At 69.2% G+C, this 14,526-nt stretch carries 12 protein-coding genes; 4 read left to right on the top strand and 8 right to left on the bottom strand.

All coding sequences use genetic code 11. The features are described from left to right. Both AC5WS7_RS29620 and AC5WS7_RS29615 read right to left on the bottom strand, forming a co-directional pair. Nucleotides 1-1,749: an ABC transporter ATP-binding protein gene (locus AC5WS7_RS29620; protein ID WP_495957891.1), complete on the bottom strand. Its 1,749-nt coding sequence runs from the start codon at nt 1,747-1,749 to the stop codon at nt 1-3. Continuing rightward, complete coding sequence (locus AC5WS7_RS29615; protein ID WP_495957890.1) at nt 1,746-3,560, bottom strand: ABC transporter ATP-binding protein; 1,815 nt, start codon at nt 3,558-3,560, stop codon at nt 1,746-1,748. The genes AC5WS7_RS29620 and AC5WS7_RS29615 overlap by 4 nt, the downstream gene beginning before the upstream one ends. A gap of 141 nt (nt 3,561-3,701) precedes the next feature. Between AC5WS7_RS29615 and AC5WS7_RS29610 the strand changes: the two genes are divergently transcribed. Continuing rightward, on the top strand, nt 3,702-4,406 hold the full coding sequence (locus tag AC5WS7_RS29610; RefSeq protein WP_495957889.1) for a siderophore-interacting protein: 705 nt from the start codon (nt 3,702-3,704) through the stop codon (nt 4,404-4,406). Here AC5WS7_RS29610 and AC5WS7_RS29605 read toward each other — a convergent pair. Genes AC5WS7_RS29605 through AC5WS7_RS29595 form a run of 3 tightly spaced genes read right to left on the bottom strand, consistent with a single transcriptional unit; the run spans nt 4,376 to nt 7,397 of the window. Next, nucleotides 4,376-5,233, bottom strand: coding sequence for an ABC transporter ATP-binding protein (locus AC5WS7_RS29605; RefSeq protein WP_495957888.1), 858 nt, complete (start codon nt 5,231-5,233; stop codon nt 4,376-4,378). The two genes, AC5WS7_RS29610 and AC5WS7_RS29605, sit on opposite strands and share 31 nt — an antisense overlap. Next, nucleotides 5,230-6,333 carry a FecCD family ABC transporter permease gene (locus AC5WS7_RS29600; RefSeq protein WP_495957887.1) on the bottom strand — a complete coding sequence of 368 codons (1,104 nt, stop codon included), beginning with the start codon at nt 6,331-6,333 and terminating at the stop codon, nt 5,230-5,232. Before AC5WS7_RS29600 ends, AC5WS7_RS29605 begins: the two co-directional genes overlap by 4 nt. Continuing rightward, nucleotides 6,330-7,397, bottom strand: a complete 1,068-nt coding sequence (locus AC5WS7_RS29595) for a FecCD family ABC transporter permease (protein ID WP_495957886.1) — start codon at nt 7,395-7,397, stop codon at nt 6,330-6,332. The genes AC5WS7_RS29600 and AC5WS7_RS29595 overlap by 4 nt, the downstream gene beginning before the upstream one ends. 133 nt (nt 7,398-7,530) lie before the next feature. On the opposite strand from AC5WS7_RS29595, the gene AC5WS7_RS29590 reads away from it, so the two are divergent. Both AC5WS7_RS29590 and secA2 read left to right on the top strand, forming a co-directional pair. Beyond that, entirely contained in the window at nt 7,531-8,142 is a 612-nt protein-coding gene (locus AC5WS7_RS29590) for a helix-turn-helix domain-containing protein (RefSeq protein WP_495957980.1), read from the top strand. A gap of 132 nt (nt 8,143-8,274) precedes the next feature. Then, nucleotides 8,275-10,635, top strand: coding sequence for an accessory Sec system translocase SecA2 (gene secA2, locus AC5WS7_RS29585; protein WP_495957885.1), 2,361 nt, complete (start codon nt 8,275-8,277; stop codon nt 10,633-10,635). A gap of 176 nt (nt 10,636-10,811) precedes the next feature. On the opposite strand, the gene AC5WS7_RS29580 is transcribed toward secA2, so the two are convergent. Then, nucleotides 10,812-11,105 carry a siderophore-interacting protein gene (locus tag AC5WS7_RS29580; RefSeq protein ID WP_495957979.1) on the bottom strand — a complete coding sequence of 98 codons (294 nt, stop codon included), beginning with the start codon at nt 11,103-11,105 and terminating at the stop codon, nt 10,812-10,814. A gap of 310 nt (nt 11,106-11,415) precedes the next feature. Between AC5WS7_RS29580 and AC5WS7_RS29575 the strand changes: the two genes are divergently transcribed. Then, nucleotides 11,416-13,533 (top strand): amylo-alpha-1,6-glucosidase, encoded by a 2,118-nt coding sequence (locus AC5WS7_RS29575; RefSeq protein ID WP_495957884.1) that lies wholly within the window; start codon nt 11,416-11,418, stop codon nt 13,531-13,533. A 15-nt stretch (nt 13,534-13,548) separates the two neighbouring features. On the opposite strand, the gene AC5WS7_RS29570 is transcribed toward AC5WS7_RS29575, so the two are convergent. Next, nucleotides 13,549-14,193: a YbaB/EbfC family nucleoid-associated protein gene (locus AC5WS7_RS29570; protein ID WP_495957883.1), complete on the bottom strand. Its 645-nt coding sequence runs from the start codon at nt 14,191-14,193 to the stop codon at nt 13,549-13,551. Nucleotides 14,194-14,208: 15 nt separating this feature from the next. Beyond that, nucleotides 14,209-14,517, bottom strand: coding sequence for a WXG100 family type VII secretion target (locus tag AC5WS7_RS29565; protein ID WP_495957882.1), 309 nt, complete (start codon nt 14,515-14,517; stop codon nt 14,209-14,211). Between the last annotated feature and the right edge of the window lie 9 nt (nt 14,518-14,526).

Below are 14,526 nucleotides of genomic sequence, written 5' to 3'. Positions count from 1 at the left end.
TCAGGCGTGCGAGCGCAGCCGCCACGACCTGGCCCGCTGCTGTTCGCGCCAGAACCGGGCGTACTCGCCGTCCGCGGCGAAAAGCTCGGTGTGCGAACCGGATTCGACGACCTGGCCATCCCGCAGGTACACCACGTGATCGGCGTCGGCGATGGTGGAGAGCTGATGGGCGATGATGAGCAGGGTCCGGCCTTGCCCAAGTTCGCCCAGGGCCGCGGCGATCGCGGCCTCGTTCCGAGCGTCCAGGGCCGAGGACGCCTCGTCCAGCAGGACGATTGGTGCGTCCTTGAGCAGCGCTCGTGCGATCGAAACCCGTTGCCGCTCACCGCCGGACAGGATGTTCCCGCCCGCGCCGACCGGATTCTGCCAGCCTTGCGGCAGGCGTTCGACGATGGAATCGACCTGGGCCGCACTCGCGGCCCGGCGGACCTCGGCCTCGGTAGCGTCCGGCTTGCCGACGCGGATATTGGCCTCGAGGGTGTCGTCGAAGAGGTAGACGTCCTGCGGCACCACTGCGATTCGGTCCATCAGGTCCTCGCTACGCAGGTCCCGCACATCCACGCCGTCGACCCGCACGCTGCCCGAACTCACGTCCCAGAAGCGGGCCACCAGGTTCACGATGGTGGTCTTGCCGGAACCGGACGGGCCGACCAGTGCGGTCGTGCTGCCCGCGGGCACGGTGATGTTCACCCCGGTGAGCACATCGACGTCCTCGCGGTAGCCGAAACGCACGTCACGCAATTCGATCGCGTTGCCCGTGCTCGTCGCCTTCGCCGAGGAATCCGGTTCGGGCAGTTCGGGATGCGACAGCAGGGCATCGATGCGGCCCAGTGCGGCGGCCGAACCGCCGAGCATCAGCAGCGCCGTGGAGATCTTGCCGATCGGGCGCAGCGCCCAGATGCCGAAGGCCGCGGCGGTGATCAGCCGCGCGAGATCGTTCGGTCCCAGATGCCATGCGCCGCTGCCGATCACGACCGTGACCGCGAGCACGATCACGAAGCCGAGCTGCACGCTCAGTTCGCCGACGTTGAGTCCGGCCGTGGCCCGCAGGATCTGCTTGTTCGTCGTCGCGTGCCGGTTGTGCAGGGCTGTGGACAACTCGCCGAGGCCCCGGTCCTCGCGGCCGCTCGCACGCAGCACCGGCTGGGTCTGCGCGAACTCGATCAGCCGGGCGTTGGCCTCCGCGACCGCTGCGGCCTCGTCCGCGTCCGCCCGCGCGATCGGCCGGGCGACGGCGCGTTGCAGCGCCCACAGCAGCGGGACCACGATCAGCACCGCCACGGCCACCGGCCAATCCAGGAACAGCAGGACCACCAGGATGATCACCGGCGGGATCACCGTCTCGGCAATCGTCTTCAGCGCCATGACGATTCCCAGCGGCGCCTGTGAGCCGCCGGTCACCAGCGCGGTCACCGATCCGGCGCTGGCCGAGTCGAACCAGCCCAGCGGCAACGCGATGATCTTGTCGGCCAGCCGGGCGAACAGTTCGCGCCGCAGCGTCGCGGCCACATGCGTGCCGAGATGTTCCATGACCGCGTTGACCACCCAGTAGCCCGCGACCACGACGGTCAGCGGGATCAGCCACCACCCCGCCGTGCCGGCGTCCCGGCGCAGCAGCGCGAGCAGCACCGGAACGCACAGTGCCACAGCGGCTCCCTCGAGGACCGCGTTCGCGGCGCTGGCGGCGATGAGCAGCCGGACGGGCCGCCGCGCGGCCTCACCGAAGATCTTGTCGAGAAGGGCGATCATGCGCGGGCTCCGATCGTGGTGGTCTGCAGCTGCCACAGCTTCGCGTATTCGCCTGCGGCGTCGAGCAATTCCTGGTGGGTGCCGCGTTCGGCCACCGCGCCGTCGACCAGCACCGCGATCTGATCGGCGTGCACGACCGTGTGCAGGCGGTGTGCGATGACCAGCAGAGTGCGTCCGCGAGCCAGCTCCGAGAGCGCATCCTGAACGGCCGCTTCGGATTCCGGGTCCGCGTAGGCGGTCGCCTCGTCCAGGACGAGTACCGGGGTGTCGGCCAGCAGCGTCCGCGCGATGCTCAGGCGCTGGCGTTCACCGCCGGACAGGGCGGCATCCTCGCCGAGGACGGTGTCGTAGCCGTTCGGCAGCGACAGGATGCGGTCGTGGATCTGGGCGGCCCGGGCTACGCGCTCGATGTCCTGCGCGGAGGCGTCGGGTCGGGCGAGGGCGATGTTGTCCCGCACGGTCGCGCGCAGCAGCGCGACGTCCTGGAAGACGAAACCCACTGTGCCGTAGAGTCGCCGGGCGTCCAGGGTCGAGATCGGCACCCCGTCGATCTCGATACTGCCCTCGGTCGGATCGTAGAACCGCGCGAGCAGCTGACCGACGGTGGACTTGCCCGCACCCGAGGGACCGACCAGCGCGGTCATGGTGCCGGGCGCGAGTTCCAGATCCAGGCCGCGCAGGACCGTGCGCTGCCCGTCATAGGAGAAGCTCACGTTCTTCATCGAGACCCGCCGGGCGCCTTCGGCCTCGGGCAGCGTCGCGGGCGCGGCGGGCTCGCGCATCTCCGGAACGTCCAGGATCTGCCCGATCCGCTGGGCCATCGCCTGCGCCTTGTCCGGCATGGGCGCGCCGATGCCGAGCTTGGGCAGGATCAGGTGCAGGTACAGCGGAGTGGTGACATCGAACAACGTCAGTCCCAGCAGCAGGAACGCGATGATGTTGACCGGCTTGGCATCCCACGTCGCCAGCAGCAGCGTCGCCAGGGCCAGCACGATCAGCGCGACGGTGCCCGGCGCGACGGTGGCGCGGGTGCACGCGCGCAGGGTCGCGATGTTGTCGGTGAGACTCTCGTCGGCGTCGGCGTAGTCGGCGGCCGCGCGCCGGAACCGCGCGTGGGCGCCGTAGGCGGTATCCGGTGTGGCCTCGTCGTCCTCGTCGGCGCGGTGGAACACCTTGGACACGGTGATGCCCTGGACGAGTTCCACCGCCGCCGAGCCCATCTGCGCCGAAGCGCCCGCCACCGTCCCGTATGCGGGAATAATCTTGCGGGTCAAGAAGTTTCGGACCAGCTGAGCGATGGTGACCAGGACGACCACGGCCAGCGCCGGCCGCCAGTCCAGCACGAAGAGATACACGACCACGGCGATTCCGGCGACCACGGATCCGGCGAGTTCGGGCTTGCGGTGGGCGATCTCCTCGTGCAGGCCCGCGACATCGTCCTGGACTACGGCCTTGGTCTTGCCCGCGGCGTCGGAGGAATACCAGCCCAGGGGGAGCCGGGCCAGGTGCCGGGCCAGCCGCATGCGCAGCGACAGGCCCAGATCGGCGTCGGCGCGATGCGCGACGATCGAGGACGCGATACTGCACAACGCACCCAGTACCAGCGCTGCCGCCGCGACCAGCACCCAGACCCACAGCCGGGTGTGCGAGGCGCCGCCGCCCAGGACGAGTCCGGCGATGTTCACCGTGGCGATGACCGGGACGACCGCGAGCGCGGCGGCCAGCGATTCGGCGACCGCGGCGACGGTGACGGGCCCGCGTACCTGCGCTGTCAATGTAGCGACGCGATGTCCAGCGTCGTTGGCTACCATGGAAACTCCCTCGTGGTCACGAGTTGTCGCATCTCGGGAATGCGGCAACAGTGCCGTAGTGCCGTTCGCGATCTTTGGTTAGGCTAAGCTTAGCTCAAACGTCGTGGCGTGCAGTGACGCCCGGTCACCAGGAGGAAACTCATGCCGTCCATGCCCGGATTGCTGGCTACCCTCACCGAGAAGTCTTTCGGCTATCGCGCGAGTATCGCGTCGACCGAACAGGTTTCGCCGAACTTCCGCCGCGTCGACCTGCGAGTCGAGCCGCTGAAATCGGGCTGGAAGGCGGGCCAGGAGGTGCAGTTCCGGATCGACAGCAACACCTTCCGCCACTATTCGGTGATGACCGTCGACGACGCGGGCACGGCGATCTCGGTGCTGTTCCATCTGGGCGTCGACGGTCCCGGCAGTCGTTGGGCCGCCGCATTGACCACCGGCGACGAGGTGATCGCGCTGGGGATGAACACGCCCGCGCCGAAGCGGCTCGGCGACCGGCACCTCTATCTGGGCGACGGATCCGCCGTCGGCGCGATCCACGGCCTCGCCGCCAGGCAGAACGCGAACGGCGCCGCAGGCGGCGCGGTGGAGGTGCCCGCCGAGGACCGCGCAGCGCTCGCGGACCTGCTGCCGGGAATCGATGTCCTGCCCGCGGCGGCCGTGCCCGGCGACGCGGTCGCCGACTGGATCGAATCGACCGCCTCGACCTCGGCGCGTTACGACGCGGCCTGGCTGTTCGGTCACGCCCGATCGATCCAGCGACAGCGCCGAATCCTGTTGGACCGCACCGAATTATCGCGCAAATCGATCACCACCAAGCCCTACTGGGCAACCGGGAAAGCGGGCCTGTGAACCGGATCGTCCCGATCGTGGCGCTGTGACCGTGCGACGTTACGACTGCGCCCGACCGGGACGATCAGCGGCCGCCCGGACACCGGGTCCTCGATCACCTGCGCGTCGAGATGGAAGACCGTGCGCAGCAGGTCGATATCGATGACCTCCTGCGGCGGGCCGGACGCGGCGATCCGTCCGTCCGCCATCACCACCAGCCGATCGCTGTAGCGCACGGCGAGATTCAAATCGTGCAGCACCATCACCACGGTGCGGCCCAACTCGACGGACAGCTGGTCGACCAGGTCCAGCACCTCGACGGCATGGGCGAGGTCGAGGTAGGTGGTAGGCTCGTCCAGCAGCAGTATGTCGGTGCCCTGCGCGAGCGCCATCGAGATCCAGGCCCGCTGGCGCTGCCCGCCGGAGAGCTGTTCGACCGGACGATCGGCCAGTTCCGCGATCCCGGTCCGGGCCAGGGCCGCGGCGACCTCGGCTCGGTCGTCGGCCGACCACTGGCGCAGCCAGGACTGATGCGGGTGCCGGCCGCGCGCGACCAGATCGGCGACGGTCAGGCCGTCCGGTGCGATCGGCGTCTGCGGAAGCATCGCGATCGTGCGCGCCACATCCCTGGCTCGCAGTCCTGCAATAGGCTTGCCGTTCAACACTATTCGTCCGGCCGACGGCTTCAGCAGCCTGCCCAGCGCGCGCAGCAGCGTCGATTTCCCGCAGCCGTTGGGACCGATGATCGTGGTCACCTGTCCCGGCGGCACATCCAGGCTGAGCTTGTCCAGGACGATGCGGTCGCCGTAGCCGAGGGTGATCTCCTCGGCGCGGAGCTGGGCCGTCACAACGATGCCTTCCGATTGCTGCGGACGAGCGAATACAACAGGTAGCAACCGCCGAATCCGGCGGTCACGACGCCGACGGGCAGGTTGCCGGGAAATATCGCGCGCGCGAGCAGGTCGCTGCCGGTCACCGATACCGCGCCGGTCAGCGCAGAACCGAACAACGGCTCACCCGCCGCACCGGTGATCCGGCGCGCGATCTGCGGAGCCGCGAGCGCGACGAAGGCGATGGGACCGCAGGCCGAGGTCGCCAGTGCCGCCAGCGCGGCGGCGGCGGTCAGCAGCAATGCCTGCGACCAGCGCACCCGGACACCCAGCGACCGTGCGATATCGGGGCCGAAGCGCAGTGCCGCCAGCGATCGCGCCGTGGCGAGGGCGATGGTCAGAGCGATCACGAAAGCCGTTGCGGTGGGCCAGAACCGGGCCCAGCTGGTGTCGTCGAGCGACCCGTTGAGCCACACCTGCGCCTTGCCGACGTCCTGGATCTGCGCCGAGACCAGAAGCCAGCCGACGCCCGCGACCAACATCGCGTTGACGCCGATGCCGATGAGTACCAGGCGAAATCCCGCGACCTCAGCGCCACGCCAGGCGAACAGATAGATCGCGGCGGCGGTGATCAGACCGCCGAGCAGCGCGGCGAACGGGATGCCGTAAACGCTCGCGGCGAACGCACCGCCGGTCACGGTCGCGGCGGTGGCGGCCAAACTCGCTCCCGCGGTGATCCCGAGCAGATCCGGTGCGGCCAGCGGATTGCGCAGCACCGACTGGGTGATCGCACCCGCCGAACCCAGTGCGGCGCCGACGATCAGGGCCGTCGCGGTGCGCGGCATCCGCAACTCCCGGACGATGAACCGTTGCGCGCCGGTTCCGCCGCCGGACAGCGCGTTCAGCAACTGCGGCAACGGAATCGGGTCGCCGCCCAGCCATACGTCGAGTACCGCCAGCACGACGAGGACCACCGCCAGGGTCAGCACGGCGACAACCATCGCGGGGCGGCGTACCGCCGATATCGGCCCGATCCGGATGACGGGGCGTTCGAGTTGTTGCGGGAGAACGTCTTTCGCGTCCGGTGCCGCAACCGCCGCGGGCGGAATCTCGGTCACGACGTCACCGCCTTCCCCCGGCGAACCAGCGCGATGAACACCGGCGCACCGCAGATCGCGAGGGTGATGCCCGCCTGTACCTCACCCGGCCGGGCGATCAGCCGCCCGACGGTGTCGGCCGCGAGCAGCGCAATCCCGCCCAGCAGACCGGAATACGGCAGCAGCCAGCGGTGGTCCGGTCCGGTGATCGCGCGCGCGATGTGCGGAACGACCAGTCCCACGAAGGCAATCGGCCCGCACGCCGCGGTCGCCGCGCCCGAGAGCAGGACGACCGCGACCAGCCCGGCGCCCTTGGCGAGCCCGACGTTGATGCCGAGCGCTCGCGCCACATCGTCGCCGAGACCCAGTGCGTTGAGGCCGCGGCCCGCGAACAGCGCGATGAGCACACCGGCCGCCAGGAACGGCAACACGTCGAGAAATACGTCGAATCCGCGTCCGGCCGTCGAACCGACCACCCAGAACCGGTAGGTGTCCAGCGTCGCGGTGTCGGTCAGGACCAGCGCGTTGGTCAGCGCTTGAAGCAGGAAGGTCACCGCGGCGCCGGCGAGGGCCAGGCTCAGCGGACTCGCGGTTCCCGAACGCGTGCCCAGGGCCGCGACGGCGAAAACCGCCACACCCGCGATCGCCGATCCGGCCAGTGCGAACCACACGTAACCGCCCGGCGTGGCCAGTCCGAAGACGTGAATGGCCAGCACGGCCATGAACGCCGCCCCGGAGTTCAATCCGAGCAGTCCGGGGTCGGCGAGCGGATTGCGGGTGTACCCCTGGATCAGCGCCCCCGCCAGTCCGAGCGCGACGCCCACGACCAGACCCAGCACGGTGCGCGGAATCCGCAGTGTCCGAACGACTTCCGCATCTGCGCTACCACCGGCCCCGAACACCGCGTGCCAGGCGTCCACGGGCGGAATCGTTCGAGCGCCGAGCGCGATACTGGCCAGCGCGACCAGGAACAGCGCGACGGTCAATACAACCGAGCCCGCGAGGCGACGCCGATGGATGCGCGAGGCGTGCGCCGCGGCCCGCTGTGACGCGTCCGGTGACGTCGTGATCTCTGCCCCGGTCACGCTCACTCCTCGCCGATCGAATCATGGTTAGCCTAACCTACATCGCGGAAGTGGAGGCATCCGTATTGCGTTCGGGGCATAGGTAGCGAACTCGGGGCGGCCGGGTGATTCGCGGCGACATGAGCCGTCAGGGCTGTGTTACGCCGGAATCGGGCTTGTCAGCTCCCGGGCGCACCCTTCCTTTCGAAACTGTATCGATCGCGGTCTGACCGTGCAGCATCTGGCCGATCTGTCCGGAGTCAGCCGACGGCTGATCACCCAGATCGAACATGGCCAGGCGAACCCCAGCCTCGTCGCCGTCACCCGCATCGCCCGCAGCCCGGGCACCGAGTTCACCGAGCCTATCGGCGATGCCGGGCCCGCCGGGAGTGCCGTGGAACGTGTTCCGCCCGAAAAGAATTCGCTGATCTGGACCTCGCCTGCGGGCAGCTCGGCGCATCTGCTGGTCTCCACGACCGGAATGCGCACCGCCGATCTGTGGCCCTGGACGCTGTCTCCCGGTGACAGCTGTCGCGGCCTGCCCGACCCGCCCGGTTCCTGCGAACTGTTCCACGTCACCCGAGGCCACCTCAGCGTGCTCGCCGACGGCGTCGAGGTGACCATGGCCGCGGGCGAATCCGGCCGCCTGCGCAGCGACCGCCCGTACGGCTACCACAACCACGGCGCCGGTCCGGTCGTGTTCCTCCGGACCGTCGCCCTCGCGGGCAACACTCGCACTCCCCGTCCCAGAGACCACGACCGGTGAGCCCCGCACCGCGCGCGTTGCGCGCCGCCGGCGTGTTCGGGACTGTGCCGGGCCCTGCATCGCGGTGAGGCCGTCGGCGATGTCGGCGGACGTGAGTAGTGTCGGTTGCGGACCGAGACTACGGAGGTACGGGTGGCGGGCGAGCGTGGAAGCGGGTGGCTGCGGGGGATCGGTGATCGGGTTCGGCGGATCATCGAACGGCCGGGCAGTGCCGATCTGCTGCGGTATCGGCCGGTGGTCGAAGCGGCGGGCGAAATCGAGGACGAGTTCCGGGAGCTGTCCCCGGAGGGGCTGATCGAGGCGGCCGGGAAGATACCCGCCGACCCGGACCGGCCGTTCGAGGCCGATGAGCTGGCGCGGATCTGCGCGCTGGGGCGGGAGGCCGCGCGGCGGGCGCTGGGCGAGCGTCCGTTCGACACCCAGTTGCTCGGTGTGGTCGGGCTGCTGCGCGGATACGTCGTCGAGATGGCCACCGGTGAGGGAAAGACGCTGGCGGGCGCCCTTGCCGCGGCCGGATTCGCACTGCGCGGACGTCGCGTGCACGTGGTCTCGGTGAACGACTACCTGGCCCGCCGCGACGCGGAGTGGATGGGCGAGCTGTACGGGCTGCTGGGCGTGACCGTCGGCTTCGTGGATCAGCACACCGAACCGGGGCAACGCAGGGACGCCTACGCCTGCGATGTGACCTATGTGCCGGTGAGCGAGGTCGGCTTCGACGTCCTGCGCGACCGGATGTGCACCGACCCCGCCGAGATCGTGCTGCCCGATCCGGACGTGGTGATCGTGGACGAGGCCGACTCGGTCCTGATCGACGAGGCCACCGTTCCCTTGGTGCTGGCGGGCGCGATCGATCACGGCCACGACGACATCGATGTCGCGCACGTCGTGCGCGAGCTGGTCGAAGCGGTCCACTACGAGGCCGACGGCGACCGCCGCAACGTCTTCCTCACCGACGCCGGCATCGACCGCGTCCAGGAACTGCTCGGCGATGTGGATCTCTACACCGTCGAAGGGGCCGACCAGCTGACCCGCATCCAGCTCGCGCTGCACGCGCACGCCCTGCTGCACCGCGACGTGGACTATCTCGTCCGCGACGGCAAGGTGGAGTTGATCAACGCCGCGCGCGGCCGGGTCGCGCGGCTGCAACGCTGGCCGGACGGACTGCACGCCGCGGTGGAGGCCAAGGAGGGCCTGGACACCACGCCGACCGGGACGATCCTGGATTCGATCCTGGTGCAGGCACTGATCGGCCGCTATCGCACCGTGTGCGGAATGAGCGGTACGGCCGTGGCGGTAGCCGATCAGCTCGCGGAGTTCTACCGGCTGGAGACCGGCGCGATCCCGACCAACGTGCCGTGTGTCCGCACCGACGAACCCGACCGGCAATTCCACACCGAGGACGCGAAATTCGATGCCATCGTCGAATACGTGCGCTCGGTGCACGAGCAGGGCCGCCCGGTGCTGCTTGGCACCGCGAGTGTGGCCGAATCCGAGCGGATCGCCCGCACCCTGGTCGACGCGGGTATCGGCGGTGTCGTACTCAACGCCAAGAACGATGCCGAGGAGGCCGCAATCATCGCGCGCGCAGGCGAATTCGGCCGCGTGACGATTTCCACCCAGATGGCCGGCCGCGGCACCGACATCCGGCTGGGGTCGGTCGGCGGCGAGGATTACGAGCGGGTCGCCGAGCTCGGCGGATTGTGCGTGGTGGGCGCGGGCCGGTATCACACCGGGCGGCTGGACGACCAGTTGCGCGGGCGGGCCGGCCGGCAGGGCGATCCGGGCAGTTCGGTGTTCTTCACCAGCCTCGAGGACGAGGTGCTGGTGGACCACGTCCGGCCGGTGCAACCCCGGAAGGTCGACGAGGACGGCCGCGTGCTCGACCCGGAGGCGCAGCGCGCCATGGATCATGCCCAGCGGGTCGCGGAGGGCGAACATCTCGCGACGCACCGCAATACCTGGCGCTACCACCACCTGATCACGATCCAGCGTGACGAGGTGCTGCGGCATCGTGCCGCGGTGTTGCGAGAAGGCCTGGGCGGCGAGCGAATTCGGGAGCTGTGCGCCGAGCGCTACGAGAGTTCCGTGAAGGCGGCGGGGGAGAAGGCCACCGCCGAGGCCGCCCGGCTGATCGTGCTGCACCATCTCGACCGGCGCTGGAGCGAACACCTGTCCTATCTGGCCGATGTGCGCGAGGGCATCCACCTGCGCGCCCTTGGCCGCGAGACGCCGATCGACGAATTCCACCGTATCGCCGTAGAGGAATTCGGCACCTTCCTGACCACGGTGTACGACCGTGCCGCGGACGCCTTCGATCGGGCCGAGATCACCGCGGACGGTGTGGATCTCGAATCGGCGGGGGTCGAGCGCCCCTCCTCGACGTGGACGTATCTGATCAACGACAACCCGTTCGGATCACACGAGCGGCGCTTCGCCGATTACGTGGGCGGCAAGGTGCGCCAGAGCGCGGTCGCACTGGGCCTGCGGGAGTGAGCCGGGTTCTCCGCCAGTACCCGCGGGGCGGCGATATTCCCTTCGGGCAGAAGGGATTTCATCGATTCGGTGATCGGCCGTGTCCCGCTGGCCGCGCAGCCGAAGGCCTCGGGTGCGCAGGTCAGCGGGTCGGCTGGTCGCCCGGCGAGCCACGTCGGGGATTCCTCGTCCTCCCGTCACCGCTTCGGAACGGATGCGTCCGCAGCTCGACCCGGTTGCCGCTGCGCATCAGGTCGCGACCGGGACCGGGACGGCGAGACCGGTTCGGTGCACTCCGAGCCCGCACCGGCGCCGCGTCGCACGACATTCCCGGCGGCGGCGCGCGCCCACTGCCAGGCCGGGCCCGCGTGCAAAGCGAATTCGATGCCGAACGCGTCGTGGCCCGGATCGACCGGGGTGTACCCGCGTTGCACCGGATTGTCGCCCGTCGGGCAACGACATACGGATCCACCGGGTGGGCCGCACTGGATGCCCGGCGGGCAGACCGCATCCGCTGCGGCTCAGCCGCAGATAGCGGTACTGAAAAGGTTTGCCGAGCCATACCGTCCCGTCACGTGGTAAGTCGTGGGTTTCGCCGCGACCGGCTACGCTTGTTGACCTGAGTCGGTCCGGCCACAGCGCGACCACCTGGTTCGATGCGGCCGACGCCGGAGTGTCCGAAGCGCGATGCCAGCTGTTCCCGGTGCAATGGGAGGAACCGTCCGGAATGGTGATGACGATCGAGCCGATGATGTACAGACCGGTGACGATGTCGCCGGACGAGGCGACGGGTGCGAGCGCGTGAGCCCCGGCCCGCTCAATGCTGGGGAACCCACCACGCTCGGTGGCGCGGGTGGTGCGATCACGCTGGTGGAGGGCAGTACGTTCTGCCTGTCCGATCGCGTGGGCGATGTCGAGCCCGGCACCTCGCACGGGCTGTTCTATCGCGACGCGCGGGTGGTGTCCCGCTGGGAACTGCGGGTGGACGGGCATCGGCCCGAACCGCTCTCGGTGTTGAGCCCGGAGGCGTTCACCGCGCGATTCGTGTTGCGCCGCCCGCCGCGCGCCGGTGCGGCCGACAGCACTCTGCTCGTGGTGCGCGACCGGTTGGTCGCCGACGGGCTGCGTGAAACGGTCACCCTGGAAAATCTCGGCCGCGAACCCACCGCCGTCGTGCTCGAACTGTACGCCGAGGGCGATTTCATGGATCTGTTCGCGGTCAAGGAGGGCCGCGGCGGCCACGGCCGGGCGGAGGTCCTGGTCACCGATGACGAACTGCTGTTCACCGACCGGGCCGATCGTGCTCGCGGACTGGCCGTCACCTCCTCGGAACTGCCGCAGGTGCTGCCCGGTTCACTGTCCTGGCGGGTGGTGGTGCCGCCCGGCGGGCGCTGGCGGACCGAGATCCTCGCGCAGCCGACGATGGCCAATCAACGCGCCCGGCCGCCGATCCGGCCCGGCGAGCACTACGGAGCGAGTGAACCCGGCCGCAAGATCGAGGCGTGGCGCGATACCGCGACCAAACTCATCGCGGGCGATCCGCTGCTCACCGCGGTGCTGCAACGCACCGAGAGCGATCTGGGCGCACTGCGCATCCACGACGACACCCGGGAGGGCCGCACCTTCGTCGCCGCGGGTGCGCCCTGGTTCATGACCCTGTTCGGCCGCGACAGCCTGCTGACCGCGTGGATGGCGTTGCCGCTGGATGTCGGCCTGGCGCTGGGCACCATGCAGCAGCTGGCCGAGATGCAGGGGCAGCGGGTGGATCCGCTGACCGAGGAGGAGCCGGGCCGGATAATGCACGAGATCCGCCGCGGTCCCGCCAGCGGCCAGGTGCTCGGCGGGGAGGTTTATTACGGAACCGTCGATGCCACACCGCTTTTCGTGATGCTGCTCGCCGAGGTGCGGCGCTGGGGCGCGGATCTGGAAGCGGTGCAGGCATTGCTGCCCGCCGCGGATGCCGCGCTGGAATGGATCGAACATTTCGGCGATCGCGACGGCGACGGTTTCGTGGAGTACCAGCGCGCCACCGACCGCGGCCTCGCCAATCAGGGCTGGAAGGACAGTTTCGACGGAATCAACGACAGCACAGGGCATTTGGCGCCGACCCCGATCGCCCTGTGCGAGGTGCAGGGCTATGTCTACGCGGCACTGACCGCCCGGGCGGAACTGGCCGAGGAATTCGGCGAGTCGGCGACCGCTTCCCGCCTGCGCGACCGGGCCGCCGAATTGCGCAGCAAATTCGCCGAGGCCTTCTGGATTTCTGAAAAGGGTTGGTATGCAATAGCTTTGGATCGGCATAAGCGTCGCGTCGATTCGCTCACCAGCAATATCGGGCACTGTCTGTGGTCGGGCATCGCGACCGACGAACATGCGGCGAGGATCGTGGAGCAACTGTCCACGCCGCAGATGGACAGCGGATTCGGGTTGCGCACCCTGGCTTCGAGCATGGGCGCGTTCAATCCGATGAGTTACCACAACGGTTCGGTCTGGCCACACGACACCGCCATCGCCGTCGCCGGGCTGCTGCGCTACCGGCACATTCCCGGCGCGATCGAGCTGGCCACCCGGCTGGCCGACGGACTGCTGGACGCGGCGTCGGCATTCGGTGGCCGCCTGCCCGAATTGTTCTGCGGTTTCCCGCGTTCCAGATTTCCGGCCCCGGTTCCGTATCCCACCTCCTGTTCCCCGCAGGCGTGGGCGAGCGCGGCCCCGCTGCTGCTGGTCCGGTCGTTCCTCGGCCTCGAGCCCGACGTGCCCCATCGCACGCTGACCGTGCTGCCGCACGTCCCGGCCCGCTGGGGGCGGGTTGAACTCACCGATCTGCGTCTGGGCGGGACGGTGCTGGACCTCGTGGTCGACGGCGATCAGGTGGGTTCGTCGAACCTTCCGGACGACTGGAAACTCATCACGCACTGAGGGTGCGGCGGATTGTCACCAGCCGGTTTCGGTGACACCGCCGCGCTGTCCGGGCTCCTCGACCTCGGTGAAGCCGGGCGGTGGGTCTGCGGTAGCTTCCGTCCCGGGGGCCGCGCCCGCAGGGCCAGTGGCCGCCCGAGTGCGGACCGTCGGTGACCAGCCGGACTCGGTGACGGCGCTGTCGTCGTGCCGGGGAAGGCGCTCCACATTGTCGAAGGGCGTGTCGTCGGCGTCGACGGTGGTACGGCGCTCCGGCGAGTTCGGCGGTGCGAGAGAGACTTCGGGAGCCGCGGGCCGCTGCGCGGCCAGATCGGGCATTCCCTCGACGATGTCGTGCAACTTCGGGAAGCGGCCACGCATCTCCTGTAGCGGCGCCGTGAGTTCGCTGCTCTTGCGGGCCAACTCCGCGGCGGCCTCCTGGGCCGCGGCGGTCACCGCGCGGGCGATATCGGCATAACCGAGATCCGAGATACTGCCGTTGAACTTGGTCTCGACGATGGTGCCGTCGGCATTCACCGTGACCGCCACCCGTTTACCGCGCGCGGTGCCCGTCGCGGTGAGACGAGTACGGCGAGCTTGCAGGTCGGCGATCAGTGCCAGCTGATCCTGGAAGGCAGCCCTGACCTCCGCCAGCTGGGCCTTCGCGAATTCGTTGGCCATCGTTGCGGCTGCGCGCTATTGGAAGCCGTCGGAGTTGCCGTGGTCGGTGTCGTCGAGATAATTCGCGGAGGTCTGCTGACCGTCGGCGTGGCTTCCGGAATGGTCGGCCAGCCCGTTGGTGATGGTGTGCAGCTGTTGCTGCGCTTCCAGGTAGCCGTTCTCCACCGCGAACTTGTATCCGTACACGTCCTCACCCCAGGGCGAACCCAGCCCATCGGCCTTGGACTGCAACGTGTTCAGCGCATTGGTGATTCGATCGCTGACGTGCTGCGTCTTCGCCGCAGCCTGCCGCAGTAGTTCCGGATCCACTTGAACTTTGCCCATGGCTGGCCC

Source organism: Nocardia sp. PLKS1-43 (assembly GCF_059510335.1).
The sequence above is the reverse complement of the archived record's forward strand: the minus strand, read 5'-3'. Positions and strand labels throughout refer to the sequence as shown.

Excerpts from the sequence above, each read along its gene's own strand:
- AC5WS7_RS29610 (WP_495957889.1), top strand. The coding sequence starts at position 3,702 with ATGCCGTCCATGCCCGGATTGCTGGCTACCCTCACCGAGAAGTCTTTC.
- AC5WS7_RS29570 (WP_495957883.1), bottom strand. The coding sequence starts at position 14,193 with ATGGCCAACGAATTCGCGAAGGCCCAGCTGGCGGAGGTCAGGGCTGCC.
- AC5WS7_RS29615 (WP_495957890.1), bottom strand. The coding sequence starts at position 3,560 with ATGGTAGCCAACGACGCTGGACATCGCGTCGCTACATTGACAGCGCAG.
- AC5WS7_RS29620 (WP_495957891.1), bottom strand. The coding sequence starts at position 1,749 with ATGATCGCCCTTCTCGACAAGATCTTCGGTGAGGCCGCGCGGCGGCCC.
- AC5WS7_RS29565 (WP_495957882.1), bottom strand. The coding sequence starts at position 14,517 with ATGGGCAAAGTTCAAGTGGATCCGGAACTACTGCGGCAGGCTGCGGCG.